Raw genomic sequence first — 23,812 nt, 5'->3', positions numbered from 1 at the left:
GGGGAGAAGATGATGAAAAAAGCAATTGTACTTATTTTGACTTTATCTATGATATTTTTACTACTTGCTGGATGTACCAGCACTACAGAAAAAGCCAGTGGAGAGCTTGAAGAAATCACCATAGCTGTAGCAGCACCATTATCAGGTGACTATGCTCAATACGGCAGTGCTTTTAGAATGGGAACAGAGCTAAAGGCAAAAGAAATCAATGAAGCAGGTGGCATTGATGGTAAACAAGTTAAATTAACTTTTTTAGATGACAGAAATGATGCTCGAGAAGCAACCAATGTAGCACAAAGATTAGTAGATGATGAAAAAGTTACAGCAGTAATAGGACATTTTTCAAGTACAGCTTCCTTAGCTGCAGCTTCTGTTTATGAGGCAGGTGGTTTAGTACAGTTTTCACCAACCACATCTCATCCTGATTTTACAGGTGAAGGTAACTACATGTTTAGAAACATTAATACCCAAGCGATTGAAGCACCTATCGCTGCTGATATGGTGGTAAACCAATTAGACAAAAAGAAAATCGCTGTTATTTATATCAATAACGACTGGGGTATCACTGCTAGAGATCATTTTGTCGAAGAAGCAAAAAATTTAGGTGCAGAAATTGTGGCGGAAGAGACCTTTATTGGAGGTCAAACTCAAGATTTCACATCGACCTTAACAAAGATTAACAATGTAAATCCTGATGTAATATTTTTAGCAGCCTTCTATACAGAAACTGGAATGATTGCACAACAGATGAAGCAATTAGGTTATGATATTCCATTAGCTGGTTTAAGTTCGTTATATAATGAAGAATTGATTAAATTAGCAGGAGATAGTGTAAATGGTCTTTATTTAACAACAAACTTTTTCCCAGATGATGAAAATGCTGCAATCAGCACATTTATAGAAAGTTTTAGAACAGCTTACAATCAAGAGCCAGACCAATTCGCTGCCGTTGCTTATGATACATTAGGCGTATTAGCCAAGGCCATCGAAAAGGCTGGTACTGATCGTGCAGCGATAAGGGATGAGTTAGCAAAAACAGCAGATTATGAAGGTGTTACAGGAAATATTACCTTCAATGAAAATAGAGATGTTGTTAAGACGATGAGTGTTCTTCAGATTCAAGATGGAGAGTTTGTGCTTGTAAAATAATAATAAAGTTTACTTTATAAATGAATGATGCTTATATAAGCCTTGCAGGATTTGATTACATGTTTTCAAAGTACCGCAAGGCTTATATAAATAAACTTACTATAGGACGCTAATTGGGAGAGATGAAGATGTTTTTTCAGCAAATTATCAATGGAATAACCCTAGGCAGTACCTATGCCCTGACAGCTATAGGCTATACAATGGTATTTGGTATTTTAGAGTTGGTTAATTTTTCTCATGGTGCAGTATATATGTTTGGGGCCTTTATTTGTCTAATGTTAATGACTGCGCTTGGAATAGGATTTTTACCAGCCTTTGTTATAAGTGTATTGTTGACAGGTATATTTGGGATTTTGATTGATAAAGTGGCCCTACTACCATTAAGGAAAAAAAATGCACCAAAGGTGACTGCTTTAATCAGCACAATAGGTATATCAATATTTTTGCAAAACCTCGTGATGGTGGTGTGGGGTTCTGAAACAAAAAATTTTCCGCTGGCATTTAATTTAGGCTTTATTCAGTTTGAAAGCTTTAGAATATCTTATTTACAGATTATTATTTTGCTAACTTCAGTGATTTTGATGATGGGATTGACATTGCTGGTGAAAAAAACGAAAATAGGAAAAGCTATGCGGGCAACGGCACAAAATATGGAGGCGGCAAGGTTAATGGGGATCAATGTAGATCATATCGTTTCCTTTACTTTTTTCTTAGGTGCTGGGTTAGCGACAGTAGCAGGTGTTATGGTGGGTATGTACTATCAGTCGGTGGATCCTATGATGGGATTCATGGCGGGATTAAAAGCTTTCGCTGCGGCAGTTCTTGGAGGGATTGGCATACTCCCAGGTGCTATATTAGGAGGACTATTGATTGGTGTTACAGAAACGCTGGCAGCAGGATATATACACTCTGGCTATAGAGATGCTATTGCTTTTGCCATCTTAATCACTGTATTGCTTATTAAACCTACCGGCCTCTTAGGAAAAGAAGTTCAAAAGAAAGTGTAGGTGAAGTTTATGGAAACCATAATAAAAAAACTGGATAAAAAGAAAAAAATACCTAAGGCAAAAGCTGCATTGCTAGGCAGTTTAGTACTTGTTTTACTGTTATTACCTTTGTTTTCTATAAATAACTTTCAAATGCGGATGATTATTATGGTGGGGATTTATATGGTGTTGGCTATGAGTTTAAATCTCATCACTGGTTATACAGGACAACTGTCCTTGGGGCATGCAGCTTTTTATGGGATAGGGGCTTATACCTCTGCTATTCTAAGTATGCGTTTTGGTATGAGTTTTATGATTACAGCCCCTATTGCAGCCATTCTTTCTGCTTTTGTGGCACTTTTATTAGGTATACCTACACTTAAACTTCAGGGGGCTTATTTTGCAATTGTTACCCTTGGATTTTCAGAAATTGTAAGAATCATTGCTTTAAACTGGATTCAGCTTACAAGGGGACCGATGGGTATTCCTGGTATTGCTAGACCGCTTATCTTTGGCTATCAAATTAGCAGTAGCAAGGATTATTATTATTTGATCTTAGCTTTGGTAGTGATTACCTATCTAAGCATCTATAGAATTATGCACTCAAGGCTAGGAAGAGCTTTTAGTGCCATCAGAGAAGATGAATTAGCTGCTCAGGCTATGGGGGTAGACACACTGAAGTATAAAATTCTATCCTTCACCATTGCTGCGTTTTTTGCAGGCTTAGCAGGCAGCTTTTATGCCCATTACATTACCTACATTGACCCCCAGAGTTTTACCTTTAATGAATCTATACAAATTTTAAGTATGGTGGTTTTAGGCGGTATGGGAAATATGTGGGGAGCAATGGTAGGTACTATTATTTTAGTTATTGCACCTGAAATGCTGCGGTTTTTAGAGGATTATAGAATGGTAATGTATGGGGCAGTACTGATTATTATGATGCTGACAAGGCCTCAGGGGATTTTGGGAGGTATTCAGTTTAAGTTGGATCGTGAGGAGGAAGATCACCATGAAACTGCTAGAAGTTGACAATCTCACCATGATGTTTGGTGGTCTAAAGGCAGTAAATGATGTAAATTTAAACATTCATCAGGGAGAAATTGTTAGTTTAATAGGGCCGAATGGTGCAGGGAAAACAACTTTTTTTAACATGTTAACGGGGATTTATAAACCCACCAGCGGCACAATTCAATTCCAGAACAAAAGGATTGATGGTATCCCACCTCAAAAAATTATTGAACAAGGTATTGCAAGAACCTTTCAAAATATTAGATTGTTTTCTCATATGACGGTCTTGGAAAATGTTCTTTTAGGTATGCATAGCTGCAGTAGCAACAATTTGTTACACGCCTTATTGAGGACCAAAAAGTTTTATCAGGAAGAACAAGAAAACACGATGAAAGCAAAGGAGTTACTAGCGACAGTAGGTCTGCTTAAAAAATCAAGCGATTATGCTAAAAATCTTTCCTATGGACAGCAGCGGAAATTGGAAATTATCAGAGCCTTAGCTTCACGACCCAAGCTACTGTTACTGGATGAGCCCGCTGCAGGCATGAACCCTCAGGAAACAGAGGATTTGATGAAATACATCAGTGGATTAAAGGATTTAGGTATTACTGTTTTATTGATAGAACACGATATGAAATTAGTCATGAAGATTTCTGATAGAATCTATGTCTTAGATCATGGTACGAAGATTGCTGAGGGAGAGCCCTCTGTTATAAAAAGCAATCAAGCGGTTATCGAAGCCTATCTTGGGAAGGGGGCTTAAATCATGCTGAAGATTTCGGATCTCTCCACCTTTTATGGAAATATACAGGCCCTGAGGGGGATAGACTTAGAAATAAAACAGGGTGAAGTTGTTGCCTTGATTGGTAGCAATGGTGCCGGTAAAACTACTTTATTAAAAACCATAACGGGATTAATTAAACCCAAGACGGGTACTATCCTATTGGAGGATAAAGAAATTACGAAAATGGAGGCCTCTGATATTGTAAAGCTGGGGATTAGTCTTTCGCCGGAGGGGAGGCAGGTTTTTCCTAAAATGACGGTGGTAGAAAACCTGGAGATAGGAGCTTTTATTCGGAAGGACAGCAAAGAAATAAGGGAATCCTTTGAAAGGGTATATCAATTATTTCCTAGGCTATATGAAAGAAAGAATCAAGAGGCAGGAACCCTTAGTGGAGGGGAACAACAAATGGTGGCCATAGGCAGGGCTTTAATGAGTAAGCCTAAGCTATTGCTTTTAGATGAGCCCTCTCTAGGCTTAGCCCCTATGCTGGTAGAAATGATTTTTGAATTGGTAAAGGAAATCAATCTTCAGGGAACAACAATTTTATTAATAGAGCAAAATGCAAGAATGGCTTTGATGGTAGCTGATAGAGGTTATGTTATTGAAACTGGTAAAATTGTTTTACAGGATAGTGCAGATCAACTGCTGGTAAGTGATGAAGTAAGAAAAGCTTACCTAGGTGAGTAAATAAATAAAAATTTTAAAGGAGTGTTATGATATGTGTGAAGGTAAATATACGCAAGCAGAATTAACCGATGCTTTTAGAGCTGCCATAGAAGATCGAGCAAAGTGGTTTTATTTATTACTAAAATATGCAAAAGAAGAAAATGCTGATGTCGATAAGATTGCAGAAAAAGCCATTAGAGAGTTTGGTCATATGAAGGGGGTAGCCATCGGAAAGGCGGATACAGCAAAAGATTTTGCTAAAGCTTTATTAACAGGTCATGCAAGAGAAGCTTTTGCAATGAACCCTGTTAAATTAGAGGAAGAAGAGAGTGTATTACAATTTAGCTATTGTGCCTTAGTAGAAGCTTGGAAAAAGCTTGGCTGTTCTGATGAAGAAGTAGCGCATCTATGTAAGCTTGCAAGATATGGGGATTATGGTATGGTGGAAGCCTTTGAAAACTTAGAACTGGATTTCAATCAGCTATTGAGTGAAGGGGATGCCTGTTGCGAGTTAGTCATTAGGAAGAAAAAATAAGTGAATAGAATAAATCTTTGAAAAAGACCCAGAGGGGTCTTTTTCCATATAAAAAAACCTAGGCTTGTATTTGTTAACAAGGTTTCCTATGATAAAATAGTGTATAGATAAACTAAAGGAGGAAGAATTCATGCAATATAAAATACTTTATCAAGATGCTTTTCCGATTATTGAGGTAAAGCTTCAAAAAGGAGAAATGGTGAAGGCGGAGTCTGATGCTATGGTATCCATGTCTGATACGGTTGATGTGGACGGAAAGATGGAGGGGGGACTTTTTAAGGGATTAGGAAGAATGTTGGCGGGAGAAAAGTTTTTCTTTCAAACCCTTAGGGCTAACCGAGGAGCGGGAGAAGTTTTACTAGCCCCTTCTATTCCAGGAGGGATTACTGACATAGAGCTAGATGGCTCCTATAACTTATGTGTTCAAAAAGATGGATTTTTAGCTGCTACAGAGGGCATTGAAGTTTCAACACAGATGCAAAATCTAGCAAGAGGATTATTTTCAGGGGAAGGTTTTTTTATTCTTAGTGTAGGGGGACGGGGGACTGTCTTTGTTAATTCCTATGGTGCCATCCATCCTATCAACCTTGAAGCTGGACAGGAGGTAATTGTTGATAATAGTCATCTAGTAGCATGGCCTGATTATATGAAGTATACCATTGAGAAAGCTTCGAAGGGATGGATTTCAAGCTGGACATCGGGAGAAGGTCTTGTATGTCGATTCAGGGGCCCTGGAACTGTTTTGATTCAAACCCGTAATCCTCAAGGATTTGGTTCATGGATTCGACAGTTTATACCTACCAACAAATAAAGTTTATGAGATATTTTGATGATTTAACCTATGAAAAAAAGCAAGACATTTTTTATTCCTTACCTGGGGAATTTCAAAGGGATAGTGAGAAAGACTTATTAGCCTATGCACTAGGGGCGGTTCTTTATATGCCAGTAACAAGAGAAGGAATTTCTGAAGAGATTATTCACTGTAAACATAAGGGCCTAATGTCTATGGTGCTTTGTCTAGAGGATGCTGTTGGAGATCATGAAATTCAAAGGGCTGAGGAAAAACTATGGGAACATTTAAAAATATTACATCTAGCAATAGAAACAGGAGGGATGGATAGTACAAAGCTTCCGCTTATTTTCGTAAGGGTACGGAATATTGAACAAATGGAAAGAATGATGATGGTAGCAGGTGAAACCCTCTGCCTTATAACAGGCTTTGTTTTTCCTAAATTTTCTCAATATAATGGTGAAGCTTATTTTCAACAATTAAAAAAGCTTAACCATCATCTGAAGATCAAATTGTATGGGATGCCGATTTTAGAGGCTCCGGAAATCATCTACAAAGAATCCAGGATAGATGCCCTAAATAATATAAAGAAGCTATTAGACAAGTACAGAGATTTAGTGCTAAATATACGGATTGGCGCTACAGATTTTTCAGGTTTATTTGGTATTCGTAGAAGTTATGACTTAAGGATTTACGATATCGCAGTGATTCGGGATTGTATTGGGGATATTGTAAACTTTTTTTGTCGTGCAGAAGAAGGGCATGTGGTTTCAGGGCCGGTATGGGAGTATTTTTCAAAGGCTGATAGAATTTTAAAGCCCCAACTTCGCCAAGGTCCCTTCGAAAATGCTTATGGTGAGAAGGGAATTAAGTTACGGGCGCAAATATTGGATAAATATTTAGATGGTTTAATTCACGAGGTTTTATTGGATAAGGCAAATGGATTAACAGGAAAAACCATTATCCATCCAAGCCATATTCTCCCTGTACAAGCCCTTCAGGTGGTGAGTCATGAGGAGTATATAGATGCTCGTAGTATACTATCCAACAACAATGGCCAGCTAGGCGTAATTAAAAGCCAATATGCTAATAAAATGAACGAAATTAAGCCGCATATTCATTGGGCTAAGAAAATTATGATAAAATCTAAAATTTATGGGGTGTTTCATGAAAGAAAAAACTTTACCAACCTGCTCACGTGAAGAATGGAATTTTTCTATTGCAAATGATTTTGAGTTAACTGCTGAAATTTTTCATAATCCTTATGAAATTCCTCTTGATCGACTGTTTTCTGTGGCGGCCCGCAAAAATAAAAATAGACGTTTTTTGTTTGTTAGTAAAATACTGGGAAAACATATTCCTGTGCCTCCTTATATTTCCTTATTAGGAGGTGCAGCTTTAGCTGCAACCTATATGGAAGCGATTTATGGTAAAAAGACAACCCTCATTGAATCTATTATTGAAGCCATTGCGCAGGAAAAAAAATGTGAAGAAACCTATCAGCTGATAAAAAAGAATCCTTTTGTATTGCCAGAACCAGTGATCTTCATAGGTTTTGCTGAAACAGCAACAGCCCTAGGTCATTCAGTTTTTGACTGCTTTTCCCATGGATGCACTTATATTCATACCACACGGGAAAAGATTCCTGAAATGGCGTCGTTGATTAACTTTGAAGAGGAACACTCCCATGCCACATCCCATCGGTACTATTCTGTAGATAAAGATCTATTAAAGTCCTCAAGTCCTGTTGTGTTAATTGATGACGAAATAACTACAGGAAAAACTGCCCTAAACTTCATTACCGCCATACAGAAAAAATACCCGCGAAAAGATTACGTTGTAGTATCTCTACTGGATTGGCGTTCTGAAGAGGATCAACAGCGGTTTCGCTTATTAGAATCTAAGCTAGGTATTCGAATTCAAACGGTGTCTTTAATTTCAGGTAGAATTAAAATAAGAGAAAAGATGAACCGAGAAGTAACAAAAGTGAATCCTCCTACAGAAAAGGCGGAGGGAGAAGGTTTAACCTCTCAAGTGGAGATAAAAACATTATGTTTTGATGAATTTTTTCCTAATATACTGCCCTTTTCCTCTGTAAACTCATTGGGAGAGAAAAATAAGACCCCTTATCTACTAGAGACAGGGAGATTTGGGATAGGTTCAAAGGATAAAAATATTGTTGATGAAGCTACAGAAGCCATTGGAAGCATTTTGAGAAAAATGAGGAAAGGAAAATATTCCTTATGTCTTGGAACAGGAGAGTTTATTTACTTGCCTATGAGAATCGCAGCCCATATGGGTGAAGGGGTGAGGTATCATGCTACCACCAGAAGTCCTATTTTCCCAGAGAAAAGAGAAAACTATGCTGTGCAAAATGCTTTCTCTTTTGAAAGTCCTGATGACCCTGAGATCATAAATTACTTATATAATATTCCTTATGCTTCTTATGATGATCTATATATTTTTTTTGAACGGGAAATTCCTTCTCAAAGACTTGCACCTCTGGTGGAGGTAGCAAAGAAGCTGGGGATTTCTCATGTGTTTTTTATATTTTGTGTGGGAGGTAAGCGCTATGAATGAACCAGCATCCATAGGGAGTTATGCTTCTAAAGATGTTATTTTTTTATTGAAGGATATCAGTCATGCTGTATTGGAGCAGGACACTAGATATAGAGAACAACAGATGCAGCAGGGAAAACATTATTCTGAGATGCTACCTATAGAGTATAAACCTTCTGAAGCTTATATGGACCTATTTCATATGTCTTTAAATAAGTCGGCTAAAAAGTTGGCGACAGCAGTGGGGGTGGTTTCTGAGAAAGTTATAAAAAATAAAGGCAAAGATGTTGTATTGGTTTCTTTAGCCAGAGCCGGCACGCCCATAGGTATATTAATCAAGCGCTATATTCTACAAAAATATGCTGTAGATTTACCACACTACAGTATTTCCATTATTCGGGGAAAAGGGATGGATGAAAATGCCCTTCACTATATTTTGAGAAATCACCCATCAAAGAAAATTCAATTTGTTGATGGATGGACAGGAAAGGGAGCTATTACCAAAGTATTAACAGAATCCTGCAATACCTTCGAGAAAAATTACGGTATAGCTTTGGATAATGATCTAGCAGTTCTTGCGGATCCTGGGTATTGTGTGAAGACTTTTGGAACAAGAGAGGATTTTTTAATTCCCAGTGCTTGTTTAAATGCAACGGTCTCAGGGCTTATTAGCCGTACTGTGCATCGGTATGATTTAATTGGAGATGAAGATTTTCATGGCGTTAAGTATTATAAGGAATTAAGGGATGAAGATGTATCGAACCTGTTTGTGGATAGGATTTCCGATGAGTTTTCTGGGGCAATGATGGAAATTGAAAAACAAATACAGCATCAGCTGGACTATAAGGTCAGTTGGCTAGGGTGGAAAGATATAGAAAAAGTACAGCAGCAGTTTCGTATAGAAAGCATTCATTATATTAAACCAGGGATTGGAGAAACAACTCGGGTTCTCCTCAGAAGAATGCCATGGAAAGTATTGGTAAAAAAGGAAAGTGATCCAGCTTTAGAACATATCCTCCTGCTAGCTAAGGAGAAAAATGTACCGATAGAGGTGTTTCCATCTATGCACTATAAATGCTGCGGATTGATTCAGTCCCTAAGAGGTGATCAATAATGCTATTTACCTGTGACCTAGATGAGACGTTAATTTATGGAGCTAGATTTTTACAAGATGAAAACTGTCTAACCAAGACCAAAGTACGTTTGATAGAAACAAAGGATGGCAGAGAAATTTCCTATATGACGGAGGAAGCTATAAGCAGGTTAAAAGCTCTTTCTAAAAAAATACTCTTTGTTCCTGTCACCACCCGAACGATAGAACAGTATAAAAGAATCACACTTTTCCAAAAGGAGATTTTTCCAAGGTATGCCATCGTTAGCAATGGAGGAACCCTTCTCATTGGTGGAAAAGTTGATGAGACTTGGGAGGCTTTGGTGAAGGAAAAAGTTAGAAAGAACTGTTTGTCCTATGAGGAGGTACTTTTGAAATTTAAAGAGATTTATTCTGCCGACTGGGTGGTTTCTCAAAGAAGGGCAGACGATTTATTTTATTACTTTATTGTCCGGCAGGATTGTTTACCAAAGGAGAAATTAGATAGTTTCATGGATTGGTTAAAGGAAAATCATTGGAATGCTTATTTACAGCGACGAAAACTATATTTTATTCCCAGCGTAATAAATAAAGGTGAAGCAGTTGAATATCTATGTGATCATATAAGTCCTGATTTTATTACAGCGGCAGGGGACTCTCTTATGGACCTGCCTATGCTTCAGAAGGCTGACTACAGTATAACACCGCTACAGGGAGAACTAGGGAGGCTGTATCAGGATGAGGATAAAGAAAGTAAAATAAAAATCACTTCAGATACAGGAATCCTGGCTGCGGAAGAAATACTGAAATATATTGAGGACTTAAATATAGCGTTAGAAAAGAATTGGCATCAAGTAGCAGAGGAAACTGTTTAAGCTTACGAATAAAATCAATGGACTTTAAAATACTGGTATAGATATTGCATAATTAGTTATGTGTTATGGTTAAAATTGAAGATAGAGAATGCCATACTGCATAAAGGGGCAGATAAAGGCTGAAGTGCCTACACTAGATAAGGAGGAAGTATATTATGAAAAAAATCACTTTTATATTAGCCTTTATGCTATTAATCACCATCATAGGTAGTAATATGGCCTTTGCTGATAGTTTGCAGGCAGAACCAGTGATTGAAAGAGCCAGGGTAGTAGATGTGCAGGCGTTAGAAGAAGATGCTTTAGAAAACGACTTTTTTACAGAAAGTATGCTGGTGACCTTGGAAGTTCTTTCAGGAGAATATAAGGGACAGCAATTTCAAGTAATCCACAGCCTTACAGGAAGTTTTGGTTATGATATCATTGTTCAACCAGGAGATAAGGTATTAGTAACAGTACAGGATATGGAGGATGGAGCGGTAGATATCTATATCTCTGAGTATTTAAGGGATACCTATATCTATATTGTACTAGGATTATTTGCTATCCTGCTGCTCTTTGTGGGGGGATTTAAGGGATTGAAGACAATTTTGACACTGACTTTAACCATCCTATTGATATTGAAGGTATTACTACCAGGGTTATTGGCAGGCTATAGTCCTATCCTGCTGACTGTTGCTGTATCTTTTGTAGTTACTTGTATCACGATGCTGGTGGTAGGCGGCATAAATACAAAAAGCTATGCTGCTATTATTGGCGTATTGGGTGGGGTATTTATAGCAGGGCTGATTGCTTATGTTATAGGATCAAAGGTGAGTCTAACGGGACTATCTAATGATGAAGCTATGATGTTAATGTATATTCCCCAGGGAGTAAATTTTGATTTCAGGGGTTTATTGTTTGCGGGGATTATTATGGGGGCATTGGGGGCAGTAATGGATGTAGGTATATCCATTGCGTCTAGTATGGAGGAAATTAAAAGTCTAAACCCGAATATCTCTACAAAAGCATTGATTCAATCAGGAATGAATATAGGAAAGGATATCATGGGAACCATGACCAATACCCTTATTCTAGCCTATACAGGTAGCGCTATCCCTCTATTGCTACTATTTACTGCCTATCAAGACCCTTTGGTAAGGATTATTAATCTTGATATTATTGCCACAGAAATTATAAGGGCTTTTGCCGGAAGCATTGGTTTAATATTATGCATTCCTTTAACTGCTGTGGCATCTGGGCTGCTGACAGAAAAAACAGAGAAGAAAAATAATGAGGAAAAAACAGTGTAGAAACTTGGGGTCACCCCCTTTCCTGGAGGATAAAATTATTGTACATTATGGTAGTGTGTTTAAAACAATAAAGCAATGGCATAAAAAAAGGATCACTAGAGTATAGTGATCTTTTTTTATGCCATTGCTTTATTTGCTACAGTTACTGTGGGAAATCGCAAAAGATAGATGATAGAAATATGTTTATACCAAGAAAAAGGAATTGGCATAAATATTGCATATATAAAAGATAGATATACATTTACAAGTTCAACTGGCATCAGTAGGTTGAAGTATAATGAAGCTAACACAAAAGGAGGTATACAGGTGAAAAAATGGTTTCAGAAGTTACTGAAGTCCATTGAAAAAGCAAATCAAAAGAACTTAGGTAGCAAGAAAATGGATTGTTGTGATTTGAATAAAAAAATAAAAAAATAAACCTTAAAGAATGGGGGCGTCTAAATGAATCATAAGGGTAAAAACCATGGAATGATGATGTTATTATGTTGTTTGGTACCGCTAGCAGCAATTTTATTTTTACCAAGGTTAGGAATTCAACTAGGGCCAGTGGGAAGGCTGGCTCCTTATGCCATGTTACTGATTTGTCCTTTGATGCATATAGGAATGATGGTATTTATGTTTAAAGGAAGAAAGCAAGGCTGTTGTGAAGATGAGCAGGCTGAAAAACAAATACAGTAGTAGTAAAAGCTGAGACCAAATAACGAAGAGAATCCAATAGAAAGGATTCTCTTTTTAGATAAGTGATAAAAATAATAGTTGTATATTATACCCACAGGGGGTATAATATACCTAAGGGGGGTAGGGTGTTTGAAGTAAAAAAATAGCTTACACCTAATATATGGTTATATATTTATCTTTATATATTAAAAAAATTAAGGAGGTATATAAATGAATGATCTAATTATTGTTGTTTTGGTGGCAATAGGGATATACTTTATGGTAAAGAGAGGTGGATGTTGCGGAGGACATAGCGATAAAGGAGAAACCATGAAGAATAACAAGTCTAGTTGTTGTAGCAAAGAGCGTGAAATAAATGATTGAGGGGAGTGGAAAATATGGCACAATCAAATAATATAGAAAAAGTATCCTTTAAAGTTCAGGGGATGTCCTGTAGCAGTTGTGCGGCAGGAATAGAGAGAAAGTTAAATAAAACAGAAGGGGTTATAGGAGCAAACATCAATTTTGCTGTAGAGAAAGCACAGGTAGAATTTGATAAAGATAAAATCACCTTAGAGGCTATTATGGATATTATTACAAGCTTAGGCTATGTAGTTTCAGCAGAAGCATCGGGTCAACAGGAGAAAAAAACACTAAAAGTTCAAGGCATGACCTGTAGTGCATGCGCAAACCGTGTAGAAAAAACCATGAATAAAATGGAGGGGGTTATTTCTGCCAGTGTGAACTTTGCGGTAGAGAAGGTAACGGTGACATATGATCCTACAGTGATTCGTCTAACGGAAATGAAAAGAAAAATTTCTGCTCTAGGCTATGAACTAATTTTGGAGGAAGAAGTGAAGGAAGAAGCAGATGAGGATGAAATAAAAGTAAAGAAGGCAAAAAAAACCATGATGACCTCTCTGATTTTTACAGGGGCTATTATGGGTTTGATGATAGTTCATATGTTTATGTGGCCTATTCCAGGTTATTTTCTTATGACGGTAGTGTTAGGGTTTCCTATCATATTTGGTACAGGACTGCATGTTCATAAAGCAAGCTTTAAAGCTTTGAAAAATAAAAGTCCTAACATGGATGTTTTGGTAACGCTGGGTTCCTTACCTCCCTACTTAATTGGTTTGTTAGGTTTTATCTTTCCAATACAGACTTTTATAGAGATGGCTACCACCATTATGAGTTTGCATCTAGTTGGGAAGTATTTGGAAATTCGTGCTAAGGGAAGAGCTTCTCAGGCTATAAAAAAATTGCTCCAAATGGGGGCGAAAACAGCAAAGATTCTTGTGAATGGAGAAGAAATTGAGGTATCAGTAAAAGAGTTACAGGTAGGAGATATTATGGTGATTCGACCAGGAGAAAAAATTCCCACCGATGGTATTGTGATTGATGGGAATAGTTTAGTGGATGAATCCATGGCTACTGGTGAATCTATGCCGGTAAAAAGAGAAAAAGGCCATGAGGTTATAGGAGCTACATTGAATAAACAGGGACGCTTAAAAGTGGAAGTGACAAAGGTAGGTAAGGATACTTTCCTATCACAAGTAATAAAAATGGTGGAGGAGTGTCAGGGTTCTAAGGTACCGATACAGGAATTTGCTGATCGGGTAACAGGTTATTTTGTACCTGTCATTATTCTACTCACCATAGGAACTTTTGTTTCTTTCAATTTATTCCCTAATTTTCATAGAGGTATTATTGAATGGGGAGCAAACTTTTTACCATGGGTAAATCCAGACTTAACGCCGCTTACACTGGCTTTTGTTACATCGACAGCTGTTTTAGTTATCGCTTGCCCTTGTGCATTAGGTTTAGGAACACCAACTGCTTTAATGGTAGGGAGTGGTATTGGTGCAGAAAAAGGGATCTTGATTCGCAATGGCGAGGCGGTACAAACCTTTAAAGATGTAAAGGCTATTGCCTTTGATAAAACGGGAACCATCACAAAAGGAAAACCTGAGGTAACAGACCTTGTAACAGTAGAAGGCATAAAAGAAAAGGAAGTCCTCTATTTTGCTGGAAGTATTGAAAATGCTTCAGAACATCCCTTAGCTCATGCTATTGTAGAAAAGGCAAAGGATCAACAAATCCCATTGGGAGAGGTAAAGGACTTCGAAGCTATTGTAGGTATGGGGGTAGTTGGAAGCATTGATGGTACAAGGATATTGGTAGGCAATAGAAAGTTAATGAAGGAAAATAACATTGCCTATGAAGCCTATGAGGAAGAGCTAGTTAGGTTGGAGGAAGAAGCTAAAACTGCCATGATGATTGCTCAAGATAAGAAATTGTTAGGAATTGTAGCAGTGGCAGATCCCTTAAAAGAAGATTCGATTGAAGCCATAAGAGAATTAGAAGCCATGGGGATCATAACAGCCATGATTACAGGAGATAACCAGAGGACTGCTGCAGCCATAGGCAAAAAAGTAGGTATCAGTCATGTGATTGCTGAAGTGTTACCGGATGGCAAGGTAGAAGAAGTAGTGAGACTTCAAGAAAAGTATGCTACAGTAGCCATGGTGGGGGATGGAATTAATGACGCTCCTGCATTAAAACAAGCCAACGTTGGTATTGCCATCGGTACAGGGACAGATATTGCTATTGAAGCTGCTGATGTAACCTTGGTTAGAGGGGAACTAAGCGGTATTATATCTGCTATTAAACTATCTAGGGCTACCTTTAGAAAAATTAAAGAAAACTACTTTTGGGCATGGTTTTACAATGCTTTAGCCATTCCAGTGGCGATGTTTGGTCTATTACATCCAATGATTGGTGCAGCTGCCATGTCGATAAGTTCACTAAACGTAGTTTATAATTCCTTAAGACTAAAGAAAGTGAACATTGAGCCAAGCTATAAAAAAGCTTAGTCTATTTTTCAAAAGAAGATCCCTGTACCGTTTATTGGTACAGGGATCTTCTAATGTTTTACCATAACAACATTGATAGCTTTTACTAAAGCATCTACCTGATCGCCTTCTTTGAAACCGGCATCAAGCAAACTATCTTTCGTCAACACGGACGTAATGCGGGGCGCTTTTTCCCCTCAGCCGCCCACTCACATGGTAATTTGTGCCATAATCCCATCCTGCTTAATGCTTTCAATTTCACCAACTAGGTTATTTCTAACACCAGCTTCCATCAGTTCACCTCCTAAGCCTATATACAGTCTTACGCCTATAAATTTTAATATACAAAGATTCTATTTATATTATAAGCTTTATAGAAAAAATCTATGCGCTTGATTCTCCTCTGTGTTGAAGGGGTTGGCATAGGAATTGCATAAAATTATTAAAAAGAGGGAAGTAGAGCTATAGGTACAAAAATATGCTAGAAAGCTTATAAAATATATGAAATGAAATATACGAAATACTACAAATACTGTAGTATATGATACAATAAAAACAGAGTTTCTAGAAAGGATGATAGACATGCCTATATTAGCATGTATGGGGATGGCGTTGTTGATATATTTTTTGCTGTCAGAGAATATAGCCTCTAGGGAAGTGGAGAAAATAAAGTGTAGTAAGTGTAAGCATGAAATAGACAGCTCCTATGAATTTTGTCCTAAGTGTCAGGAAAAGTTAAAGGAGAGCTGTAGGAAATGTAATAGCAAGATAGATACCAATTGGAGGTATTGCCCTTATTGTGGAAACATTAAGAAAAGTAGGTGATGCTCAATGAATCAAGAAAAAAAGTGGAAGTTTCTTATTGCTTTTTTAATTTTAACGATTACTGGATTTCATTATTTTACTGCTTCTTATCGCTGGGTATTACATGATTTCTTTAGGAGACTATATTATTTGCCAATTATTTGGGGGGCTTTTCAATTTCGCTTAAAAGGCGGATTGATCGTATCTGCCGTAGTAGTATTACTCTATGCCCCCCACTTAGTAATATATTTTGGTGAAATCAATTTAGAGATAATCAACCAGTTTTTAGAGATAGCTATGTTTATGATTATAGGATTAATTACTGGGTATTTGGTGGAAAAGGATTATAAAAGAAAAAAACTATTAGAGCACCAAATTATCAAGCTAACGGATCTTGAAAATTATACCCATAACATTTTAAATAGTATTGACAATGGTGTGATTGCCTTTGACTGTGAGGGAAATATTACATCCGCCAATAAACAGGCAGATATTATATTAGGCAAAGAAAAAGACATAAAACAATTTTTTCAACAGCAGCAACTATTGAAGGAAATAACAAAGGTGTTAGAGCAAGAAAACAAAATCATTAGGAAGGAAGTAAACTATTTTAGGGATAAAGATGAGGAAATATATTTGGATATAACTTTGCATCCCTTGAAAAATATTTCTAGTAGTCTTCAGGGAGTTGTAGCAGTCATAGAGGATTCTACAGTAATGAAAAAGTTGGAAATACAAGTCCGTAGGGGAGAACGACTAGCGGCTACGGGACAACTAGCTTCTGGTATTGCCCATGAGATTAGGAATCCATTAGGTATTATAAAAACCATTAGTCAAACCCTTCAGCAGGAAGTGATAGATAAAGATTTTAAAGAAGGTTTAGAAATTATAGAACATGAAATTGATAGAGCAAATACTGTAATTAAAGGGTTGTTAGACTTCTCAAGACCAAATAAAATACAGGTAAAAAATTTTAAACTTGGTAGCTTGTTGGAGGAACTTCTAAAAATCACAAAGAAATTCGGGGAGCAGCAGGGGGTAGTCATAAAGTTAACTGTAGAAGAAACAGTGGAAATAGAGGGAGATACAGATAAATTAAAACAGGCTTTTGTAAATATCATTCTAAATGGTATTCAAGCTATGGAAGAAGGAGGGGATTTAAAAATTGCTGTAGGAAGCTATAATCAATGGGCAATTGTTACATTTAGAGATGAAGGCAAAGGCATAGAAAAAGAAGTGCTGGATAAGATATTTAATCCTTTTTTTACTACGAAGGAAAGTGGAAGTGGCCTTGGACTATCTATTACCCACAGAATTATCGAAGAACATCAAGGCAAAATAGAGGTCAGCAGTAAATTAGAAGAAGGTACAGAGGTAAAGGTATTATTGCCTCTATTGCAGTAGGAGGGAAAATGAATGAAAAAGATATTAGTAGTAGACGATGAAAAAAATATGCGTTGGGCCATAAAAAAGGCCCTTCAAAAAGAGGCTTACAAAATTTGTGAAGCAGCAAATGGTTTAGAGGCTATAGAGAAGTTTCAAGAAGAGATACCGGATCTTATCTTAATGGATTTAAAGATGCCTAAGATGGAGGGTATGGAAGCATTGACTAAGATAAAAGAAATGCGTGAAACAACCCCTGTGATTATGATTACTGCCCATGGTACAATGGAATCAGCTGTTGAAGCCATGAAGCTAGGAGCGTTGGACTATATCTCTAAACCTTTTGATATAGAGGAGTTAAAGATAACGATTGCTAAAGCTTTAAAGGTAGGGGAATTACAGGAGGAAGTAAGCTACCTAAGAGAAGAATTAGAAAAAAACACTGGAAAAACCATTATCGGCAACAGTGCTGAAATACAAGAAATATTAAAAATTGTCGATAAGGTAGCAAATACCAATGCAACTGTCTTGATACTGGGAGAAAGCGGCACGGGAAAAGAAGTCATTGCTAATGCTATTCATTATAGTAGCAATCGTAATAAAAAACCCTATGTAAAGGTAAATTGTGGTGCCATTCCAGAAAATCTCATTGAAAGTGAACTGTTTGGTTACGAAAAAGGAGCCTTTACAGGAGCAGTTGCAAGAAAAATAGGGAAATTTGAAAAGGCAGATGGGGGTACTGTTTTCTTAGACGAAATTGGGGAACTAGACTTATCTATGCAGGTAAAACTTCTGAGGGTATTACAGGAAAGAGAATTTGAGCGAATAGGAGGGAATGAAAGGATAAGAATAGACGTTAGAGTGATAGCAGCTACCAATAGAGATTTATATAAAATGGTGGAGGAGGAAAGTTTTAGAGAAGACTTATATTATCGTTTAAATGTTATTCCCATTAAAATTCCTCCCTTAAGAGAAAGAAAAGAAGATATCCCTCTGCTAACGAACTATTTTCTAGAGAGATACAGTCAGGAAGTCGGCAGAAAAAATATAGCCATCAGCGAAGAAGCTCAGCAAAAACTGTTAAACTATCATTGGCGCGGAAATATTCGTGAGTTGGAAAATGTAATAGAGCGGATGGTTTTGTTAGGACAAGGTAATCTTATCACAGTAGAAGACCTTCCCTACGAAATTCTTCAAGAGAAAAAAAGTGCAGAAACCTATCAATTGCCTAAAGAGGGAATTTGTATGGAAGCCTTAGAAAAAGACCTGATTATTCAGGCCTTAGAACGGGCGGAGCATAATCAGACAAAGGCTGCACAATTATTAAAGATGACAAGGCATACTTTACTTTATCGTATGGAGAAGCATGGAATCAAAAAGAAATAGGATGCTCTTATGAGGGGCTTCTATTTCTTTTTGCTTTTGGTAGGTTTATTTAAGATCTATTTTTTTGCAATCAATAAATTGTTTTTCTGTAATAACATATTCCACTGGAAAATCATATTCATCGGTAGGAGCCTTTTCTATAAGCTGTACCTCAAAAGCTAGAGCAACAGTAGGTGTACCGGGAGAAAGCCTAGGCAGGAAACGATCATAGTATCCACCACCATAGCCTACACGATACCCCTGCTTGTCAAAGCCTACTCCTGGAACAATGACTAGGTCTAATACTTTAGGATCTACAGGTCTTATGGCTTCTTCCTTTGGTTCTAAAACCCCGAAATTGCCTATTTCTAAATCCTTCTCCATGTCCAATAGTTCAGAAATGATGAGTTGTTTTGTTTCAGGAACGGTTAATGGAATGAATACTCTTTTGCCTCTGCTAAATAAATCTTTAATCATTTCTTCAGTGCTAACTTCGTTTCGAAAGGCAAGATAAACCATAACATTGTTGGCATTATTATAGACAGAACTAGCCTTTAGCTGCTGAAATGCAGAGGCACTTTTATGTAGGACTTCCTCCTCTGTTAAGCCATCTCTCTTTGTCAACAGTTCCTTACGCATAATTTTTTTCATAATATACCCTCCTTTTTTTACCAATACTAACACAATTGTACCATAGGTTTGGAAATCAATTCAATTGAATTTATCCTATACTTACTGTTATAATGAAATAGTACTTAAAATCGATAGGGAAAAATCTATAAAAATGCTGTAAAGAATAGGAAAATTTTACTAGAGTTTTTTGCTGCTTTTAGCAGGAAATCACCAGTTGATGTCGAATGTATAAACTGTTAAACGGGAGTTGATGATTTTTGATCCAATTAAAAAGTGTGAATAAAATATATAATAAAGGTATTCAAGCATTAACAAATATTAATCTAACCATAGAAAAGGGAGAATTTGTATTTTTAGTAGGACCCAGTGGTGCGGGAAAATCTACTTTTATCAAACTATTGTTGAAGGAAGAAGAGCCTACTGACGGAAACATCATCGTTGATGGACAGGATATTACAAGGTTGTCAAGGAGAAAAATCCCTTATCTAAGAAGAAGTATTAGTGTAGTTTTTCAAGATTTTAGATTATTACCCAATAAAACTGTGTTTGAAAACATAGCCTTTGCTATGCAGGTGGTAGAAGCATCTCCTAAGGAAATACGACGTCAGGTACCTATGGTACTAGCCATGGTAAATTTAAGTGATAAAGCAAAACAATATCCTAATCAATTGTCTGGAGGAGAAAGACAACGGGTTTCTATAGCAAGGGCCATCGTGAACAATCCCTCTCTTTTGATTGCTGACGAACCTACTGGAAATCTAGACCCAGAAACTGCTTGGGAAATTATGAAGGTGTTAAAACAAATTAATAGAAGAGGTACGACGATTTTAATGGCTACCCATGCTAAAGATATTGTGGATACAATGCAACAACGAGTTGTTGCATTGGAAAAAGGTAGGATTGTTAGGGACGAGCATAGGGGGGCATATGGTTATGAAGATTAGAACAATGAGTTATGTGCTGAAACAGGGATTTATAGGAATATGGCGAAATAAGGGCATGAGTGTAGCTTCTATTGGTTCAGTGGCAGCTTCCTTAGCGGTACTAGGCATTATTATTACTGTAGTATTGAATATTAGCAATTTGTCCTATATAGCGCAAATGCAGTTCGATACCATACAGGTTTATTTAGAGCAGGAGGCAGCTGAAGAAGAGATTCAGGACTTAGGCAAACAAATTACCACGATACAGGGGATACAATTTGTAGAGTATGAATCAAAAGAAGATGCATTAAATAAGATGAGAGAACAATGGGGTGAGCAGGGTTATTTGCTAGAGGTTTTGGAGGATAATACCCTACCAAACTCCTATATCATTCATCTAGACAGCTTAGAAGTCGCTGAAGATGTAGTAAAGGAATTGGAAGCAATACAAGCAATGCAAGAAGAAGAAGAACTGGAACTCATTGAAGAAATTAAATATCATAAAGATATTGTGGACAACATGTTGAATATTGCTACCTTTGTTAAAAATATTGGTTTAGGCTTAATTGCAATTCTTATCCTTATTGCTATGTTTATTATTTCTAATACAATTAAAATAACTTTAAATGCTAGAAAGCAAGAAATTAATATTATGAAATATGTAGGTGCTACCAATTGGTTTGTACGTTGGCCTTTTTTAATTGAAGGTATGGTATTGGGGTTAATTGGAGCTATTATAGCATTGGGGGTAGTTTATTACGGCTATCAATATACCTTTGAGTTGATTACGACGAAATTTTATGTGATGTTGAGTTCTTATGTAGTCTCAGTAGATGTCATGATGAATAAAACCATACCAGTGTTTAGCGTATTAGGTGTGGGTGTAGGTGCTTTGGGTAGCATCATATCCTTAAGAAAGCACTTGAAAGTTTAATGAAAAGAGGGGGGACAAGCGGTGGTGAAAAAGAAATATGGCATTGGTCTTATAATTGCAATTTTTATAGTGATATCTACTTTATCTACCTTTGCCAATGAAACCAATAAAATAAACAATCAGCTAAACAATGTTAATTCACAGCAAAAACAAATCAATAATGCAATAAAGCAAAATGATCAACAACAAAAAAGTATTACAGAACAACTACAACAATTGGAAGTAGAAATTGCAAAAACAGAAGACGAAATCCAAACAATACAAGGTGATATAAAGAACACCGAGGGCAAAATAAATACGGTAACAAAGGAACTTGTAGAAGCAGAGGAAAATATTGAAGACAAACAGGATTTGTTAGGGCAGCGTCTTAGAGTGATGTACAAAAACGGTACAGTTGGCTATGCAGAAGTGTTGTTTAACTCCCGGGACTTTACAGAATTACTTAGCAACCTGGATATGGTAAAGCGAATTGTTGATCATGATGTGGAACTACTTAAGTATTTGGAAGAGCAAAAAGCTTTAATCGAAGATAAAAAAGCACAGCTAGAAAATCAAAAAAGAAAGCTGGTTAGTTTAAAAAACAGTGTAGAGGATAAAAAACAACAGCTAGTGGTTTCTAGAGGGCAGCAACAGCGACTTAGAGAGGCGTTAGAAAAGGATAGGGTTGAATTAGCCAAACAGCTAGATCAATTGGAAAAGGAAGCAAAGGCTTTAGAGGATCAACTTAGAAAACTGCAATCCAGCGGACAATATGTTGGTGGTAAAATGGAATGGCCTGTGCCGGGAAATACTAGAATATCTTCTCCTTATGGCAATCGTGTACACCCTATTTTAAGGACCCAAAGATTCCACTCAGGGATTGATATACCAGCAAAGACAGGTACAACAGTCGTAGCGGCAGGAGATGGTAAGGTTGTTTCTGCAGGAAACCAAGGAGGTTATGGTAGAACGATTATTATTGACCACGGTGGGGGTATATTAACATTATATGCCCATAATAATAGACTTGTAGTGTCGGTAGGAACGCAGGTGAAAAGAGGACAAAAGATTGCTGAGGTTGGAAGTACAGGATTATCTACAGGACCTCATCTACACTTTGAAGTAAGAAAAGATGGTAAGGTTGTAGATCCTATTCCATGGGTAAGGGGAAATTAAATAAGTTTAATCATAAAAGCCAAGGGGTATATTCCTTGGCTTTTATCGACTTTAAAAGTTTTTTTACTTGATGTATAATGGAACAATATAAATAATAAAATAGTAAAATGATAGGTCTAGAATGTCAAGAGGGGAGATAGCTATGATAAGTAAAAGAAAAGCTTTAGCAGGAGCGGTTATTCTCGTTGTATTAACCACAGTATTAAATGCAACACTGGGGAATTTAGTTGCCCTGCCGCTAGGACAAAAGGTGTTGATTCCAAGAGATACTTATGAGTACTATAGAGATTTGGGGGATGAGTATAGTAAACTACTTACATTAAAGGAATTTTTATCAAAAAACTATTATAAAGAGGTAGATGAAGAAAAGTTAATAGAATCAGCGATTAAAGGTATGTTTCAAGGCGTTGAGGACCCCTATACCACATATATGACAGAAAGAGAGTTTACCGACTTAATGACCAGAACTCAAGGTACTTATGGAGGAATTGGGGTGATTATAACGCCAGGGGAAGATGGTTTTGTAACAGTGGTTTCTCCTATAGAGGATACACCAGGGGAGAGAGCTGGTATTGCCACTGGAGATAGAATTCTCAATGTAGATGGAAAAGCTGTGTCGGGAGAACAGCTGGATCTGGCTGCGGAAATGATGAAGGGAGAGCCTGGTACAAATGTTATTTTGACCTTATGGAGGGAAGGTAGAAATGAGCCCTTTGAAGTAACGCTAGAAAGAGAAGAAATTCGGTTAAAGACTGTAAGATCAGAAATGCTGGAGAACAATATAGGCTATGTGAGAATATCCATGTTTGATGAACAAACTGCTAACGATTTTAAAGAGCATATTGGGGAATTAGAGAAACAAAATATTGAAGGACTAATCATTGATCTAAGAAATAATCCAGGAGGGTTATTAAGTCAGTGTTTAGAAATTGCCGATATGGTGTTGGGGGAACAAGTAATTGTCTATACAGAAGACCGGCATGGAACAAGAGAAATAGAAAAGTCTGATAAAAAGCAGGTAGAAGTTCCTTTGATACTATTAGTAAATAAGGGAAGTGCCAGTGCGTCAGAAATATTAGCTGGAGCTGTCAAAGATGGAAATAGAGGTGTAATTCTTGGCACTACCACCTTTGGTAAAGGATTAGTGCAGCAAGTAAAACCACTGAATGATGGTACTGGATTTAAGTATACCGTTTCTCAATATTTTACCCCTAATGGAACCAATATTCATGGCAAGGGTATTGAACCGGACATTGTGGTAGAATTACCAGAGGAGCTGAGAAATGAGGTAACCATAGAAAGAGATCAGGACACACAATTACAAAAAGCCATAGAAGTTATCAAAGAGAAAATGCAGGAATAAAAAAAT

24 protein-coding genes are annotated in these 23,812 nt (G+C 37.0%); 23 read left to right on the top strand and 1 reads right to left on the bottom strand.

Annotation, left to right across the window (positions count from 1 at the left end; genetic code table 11):
- Positions 1-12 precede the first annotated feature (12 nt).
- The 19 genes from BJL90_RS01930 to BJL90_RS01845 all read left to right on the top strand — a co-directional run bounded on the left by BJL90_RS01930 (position 13) and on the right by BJL90_RS01845 (position 18,819).
- Positions 13-1,149, top strand: a complete 1,137-nt coding sequence (locus tag BJL90_RS01930; RefSeq protein ID WP_070963800.1) for an ABC transporter substrate-binding protein — start codon at positions 13-15, stop codon at positions 1,147-1,149.
- 128 nt (positions 1,150-1,277) lie between these two features.
- Positions 1,278-2,156 carry a branched-chain amino acid ABC transporter permease gene (locus BJL90_RS01925; RefSeq protein ID WP_205684270.1) on the top strand — a complete coding sequence of 293 codons (879 nt, stop codon included), beginning with the start codon at positions 1,278-1,280 and terminating at the stop codon, positions 2,154-2,156.
- Positions 2,157-2,165: 9 nt separating this feature from the next.
- Positions 2,166-3,167, top strand: coding sequence for a branched-chain amino acid ABC transporter permease (locus BJL90_RS01920; protein ID WP_081562183.1), 1,002 nt, complete (start codon positions 2,166-2,168; stop codon positions 3,165-3,167).
- Positions 3,148-3,909, top strand: coding sequence for an ABC transporter ATP-binding protein (locus BJL90_RS01915; RefSeq protein ID WP_070963796.1), 762 nt, complete (start codon positions 3,148-3,150; stop codon positions 3,907-3,909). Before BJL90_RS01920 ends, BJL90_RS01915 begins: the two co-directional genes overlap by 20 nt.
- Positions 3,910-3,912: 3 nt before the next feature.
- Positions 3,913-4,617 carry an ABC transporter ATP-binding protein gene (locus BJL90_RS01910; protein WP_070963794.1) on the top strand — a complete coding sequence of 235 codons (705 nt, stop codon included), beginning with the start codon at positions 3,913-3,915 and terminating at the stop codon, positions 4,615-4,617.
- A gap of 31 nt (positions 4,618-4,648) precedes the next feature.
- Complete coding sequence (locus BJL90_RS01905; protein ID WP_070963792.1) at positions 4,649-5,131, top strand: L-2-amino-thiazoline-4-carboxylic acid hydrolase; 483 nt, start codon at positions 4,649-4,651, stop codon at positions 5,129-5,131.
- Between the two features lie 130 nt (positions 5,132-5,261).
- The gene (locus tag BJL90_RS01900) at positions 5,262-5,942 is read left to right on the top strand and encodes a TIGR00266 family protein (RefSeq protein ID WP_070963791.1); all 681 of its coding nucleotides are present in this window, start codon (positions 5,262-5,264) and stop codon (positions 5,940-5,942) included.
- A 5-nt stretch (positions 5,943-5,947) separates the two neighbouring features.
- A complete protein-coding gene (locus BJL90_RS01895; protein WP_070972898.1) occupies positions 5,948-7,123 on the top strand; it encodes an HpcH/HpaI aldolase/citrate lyase family protein in 1,176 nt (391 codons plus the stop codon).
- Positions 7,089-8,501: a phosphoribosyltransferase family protein gene (locus BJL90_RS01890; RefSeq protein WP_081562182.1), complete on the top strand. Its 1,413-nt coding sequence runs from the start codon at positions 7,089-7,091 to the stop codon at positions 8,499-8,501. Before BJL90_RS01895 ends, BJL90_RS01890 begins: the two co-directional genes overlap by 35 nt.
- A complete protein-coding gene (locus BJL90_RS01885; protein ID WP_070963787.1) occupies positions 8,494-9,594 on the top strand; it encodes a cysteine protease StiP family protein in 1,101 nt (366 codons plus the stop codon). Before BJL90_RS01890 ends, BJL90_RS01885 begins: the two co-directional genes overlap by 8 nt.
- The gene (locus tag BJL90_RS01880; protein WP_070963786.1) at positions 9,594-10,445 is read left to right on the top strand and encodes an HAD family hydrolase; all 852 of its coding nucleotides are present in this window, start codon (positions 9,594-9,596) and stop codon (positions 10,443-10,445) included. Before BJL90_RS01885 ends, BJL90_RS01880 begins: the two co-directional genes overlap by 1 nt.
- Positions 10,446-10,600: 155 nt before the next feature.
- Complete coding sequence (locus BJL90_RS01875) at positions 10,601-11,734, top strand: YibE/F family protein (RefSeq protein ID WP_070963784.1); 1,134 nt, start codon at positions 10,601-10,603, stop codon at positions 11,732-11,734.
- 306 nt (positions 11,735-12,040) lie between these two features.
- Positions 12,041-12,151, top strand: coding sequence for an LDCC motif putative metal-binding protein (locus BJL90_RS22950; protein WP_250637589.1), 111 nt, complete (start codon positions 12,041-12,043; stop codon positions 12,149-12,151).
- 24 nt (positions 12,152-12,175) lie between these two features.
- Positions 12,176-12,412 (top strand): DUF2933 domain-containing protein, encoded by a 237-nt coding sequence (locus BJL90_RS01865; protein ID WP_070963781.1) that lies wholly within the window; start codon positions 12,176-12,178, stop codon positions 12,410-12,412.
- Between the two features lie 210 nt (positions 12,413-12,622).
- Positions 12,623-12,775, top strand: coding sequence for a hypothetical protein (locus BJL90_RS22295; protein WP_169824184.1), 153 nt, complete (start codon positions 12,623-12,625; stop codon positions 12,773-12,775).
- Between the two features lie 14 nt (positions 12,776-12,789).
- A complete protein-coding gene (locus tag BJL90_RS01860) occupies positions 12,790-15,267 on the top strand; it encodes a heavy metal translocating P-type ATPase (RefSeq protein ID WP_070963779.1) in 2,478 nt (825 codons plus the stop codon).
- Positions 15,268-15,819: 552 nt separating this feature from the next.
- Positions 15,820-16,071: a zinc ribbon domain-containing protein gene (locus BJL90_RS23250; RefSeq protein ID WP_081562181.1), complete on the top strand. Its 252-nt coding sequence runs from the start codon at positions 15,820-15,822 to the stop codon at positions 16,069-16,071.
- Positions 16,072-16,077: 6 nt separating this feature from the next.
- Positions 16,078-17,454: a two-component system sensor histidine kinase NtrB gene (locus BJL90_RS01850; protein ID WP_070963776.1), complete on the top strand. Its 1,377-nt coding sequence runs from the start codon at positions 16,078-16,080 to the stop codon at positions 17,452-17,454.
- Between the two features lie 12 nt (positions 17,455-17,466).
- On the top strand, positions 17,467-18,819 hold the full coding sequence (locus BJL90_RS01845; protein ID WP_070963774.1) for a sigma-54-dependent transcriptional regulator: 1,353 nt from the start codon (positions 17,467-17,469) through the stop codon (positions 18,817-18,819).
- Between the two features lie 45 nt (positions 18,820-18,864).
- On the opposite strand, the gene BJL90_RS01840 is transcribed toward BJL90_RS01845, so the two are convergent.
- Positions 18,865-19,449: a 5-formyltetrahydrofolate cyclo-ligase gene (locus BJL90_RS01840; protein WP_081562180.1), complete on the bottom strand. Its 585-nt coding sequence runs from the start codon at positions 19,447-19,449 to the stop codon at positions 18,865-18,867.
- A 239-nt stretch (positions 19,450-19,688) separates the two neighbouring features.
- Here BJL90_RS01840 and ftsE point away from each other — a divergent pair, with 239 nt between their 5' ends.
- The 4 genes from ftsE to BJL90_RS01820 all read left to right on the top strand — a co-directional run bounded on the left by ftsE (position 19,689) and on the right by BJL90_RS01820 (position 23,806).
- Positions 19,689-20,375, top strand: coding sequence for a cell division ATP-binding protein FtsE (ftsE, locus tag BJL90_RS01835; RefSeq protein ID WP_070963773.1), 687 nt, complete (start codon positions 19,689-19,691; stop codon positions 20,373-20,375).
- Positions 20,365-21,288, top strand: coding sequence for a permease-like cell division protein FtsX (ftsX, locus tag BJL90_RS01830; RefSeq protein WP_070963771.1), 924 nt, complete (start codon positions 20,365-20,367; stop codon positions 21,286-21,288). The genes ftsE and ftsX overlap by 11 nt, the downstream gene beginning before the upstream one ends.
- Before the next feature lie 21 nt (positions 21,289-21,309).
- Entirely contained in the window at positions 21,310-22,443 is a 1,134-nt protein-coding gene (locus BJL90_RS01825) for a murein hydrolase activator EnvC family protein (protein ID WP_236905003.1), read from the top strand.
- 142 nt (positions 22,444-22,585) lie between these two features.
- Entirely contained in the window at positions 22,586-23,806 is a 1,221-nt protein-coding gene (locus BJL90_RS01820; RefSeq protein WP_070963769.1) for a S41 family peptidase, read from the top strand.
- Positions 23,807-23,812: the final 6 nt, after the last annotated feature.

Source organism: Clostridium formicaceticum (assembly GCF_001854185.1).
GTDB classification, from domain to species: domain Bacteria; phylum Bacillota; class Clostridia; order Peptostreptococcales; family Natronincolaceae; genus Andreesenella; species Andreesenella formicacetica.
This window is presented reverse-complemented; position numbering and strand designations above follow the sequence as displayed.

Bases quoted from the DNA above. Each gene is read 5' to 3' on its own strand.
- BJL90_RS01920 (WP_081562183.1), top strand. From the start codon at position 2,166: ATGGAAACCATAATAAAAAAACTGGATAAAAAGAAAAAAATACCTAAG.
- BJL90_RS01890 (WP_081562182.1), top strand. From the start codon at position 7,089: ATGAAAGAAAAAACTTTACCAACCTGCTCACGTGAAGAATGGAATTTT.
- BJL90_RS01910 (WP_070963794.1), top strand. From the start codon at position 3,913: ATGCTGAAGATTTCGGATCTCTCCACCTTTTATGGAAATATACAGGCC.
- BJL90_RS01930 (WP_070963800.1), top strand. From the start codon at position 13: ATGAAAAAAGCAATTGTACTTATTTTGACTTTATCTATGATATTTTTA.
- BJL90_RS22295 (WP_169824184.1), top strand. From the start codon at position 12,623: ATGAATGATCTAATTATTGTTGTTTTGGTGGCAATAGGGATATACTTT.
- BJL90_RS01895 (WP_070972898.1), top strand. From the start codon at position 5,948: ATGAGATATTTTGATGATTTAACCTATGAAAAAAAGCAAGACATTTTT.
- BJL90_RS01820 (WP_070963769.1), top strand. From the start codon at position 22,586: ATGATAAGTAAAAGAAAAGCTTTAGCAGGAGCGGTTATTCTCGTTGTA.
- BJL90_RS01845 (WP_070963774.1), top strand. From the start codon at position 17,467: ATGAAAAAGATATTAGTAGTAGACGATGAAAAAAATATGCGTTGGGCC.
- BJL90_RS01925 (WP_205684270.1), top strand. From the start codon at position 1,278: ATGTTTTTTCAGCAAATTATCAATGGAATAACCCTAGGCAGTACCTAT.
- ftsX (WP_070963771.1), top strand. From the start codon at position 20,365: ATGAAGATTAGAACAATGAGTTATGTGCTGAAACAGGGATTTATAGGA.
- BJL90_RS01875 (WP_070963784.1), top strand. From the start codon at position 10,601: ATGAAAAAAATCACTTTTATATTAGCCTTTATGCTATTAATCACCATC.
- BJL90_RS01900 (WP_070963791.1), top strand. From the start codon at position 5,262: ATGCAATATAAAATACTTTATCAAGATGCTTTTCCGATTATTGAGGTA.
- BJL90_RS01885 (WP_070963787.1), top strand. From the start codon at position 8,494: ATGAATGAACCAGCATCCATAGGGAGTTATGCTTCTAAAGATGTTATT.
- BJL90_RS01840 (WP_081562180.1), bottom strand. From the start codon at position 19,449: ATGAAAAAAATTATGCGTAAGGAACTGTTGACAAAGAGAGATGGCTTA.
- BJL90_RS01880 (WP_070963786.1), top strand. From the start codon at position 9,594: ATGCTATTTACCTGTGACCTAGATGAGACGTTAATTTATGGAGCTAGA.
- BJL90_RS01905 (WP_070963792.1), top strand. From the start codon at position 4,649: ATGTGTGAAGGTAAATATACGCAAGCAGAATTAACCGATGCTTTTAGA.
- BJL90_RS23250 (WP_081562181.1), top strand. From the start codon at position 15,820: ATGATAGACATGCCTATATTAGCATGTATGGGGATGGCGTTGTTGATA.
- BJL90_RS01850 (WP_070963776.1), top strand. From the start codon at position 16,078: ATGAATCAAGAAAAAAAGTGGAAGTTTCTTATTGCTTTTTTAATTTTA.
- BJL90_RS01860 (WP_070963779.1), top strand. From the start codon at position 12,790: ATGGCACAATCAAATAATATAGAAAAAGTATCCTTTAAAGTTCAGGGG.
- BJL90_RS01865 (WP_070963781.1), top strand. From the start codon at position 12,176: ATGAATCATAAGGGTAAAAACCATGGAATGATGATGTTATTATGTTGT.
- BJL90_RS01915 (WP_070963796.1), top strand. From the start codon at position 3,148: ATGAAACTGCTAGAAGTTGACAATCTCACCATGATGTTTGGTGGTCTA.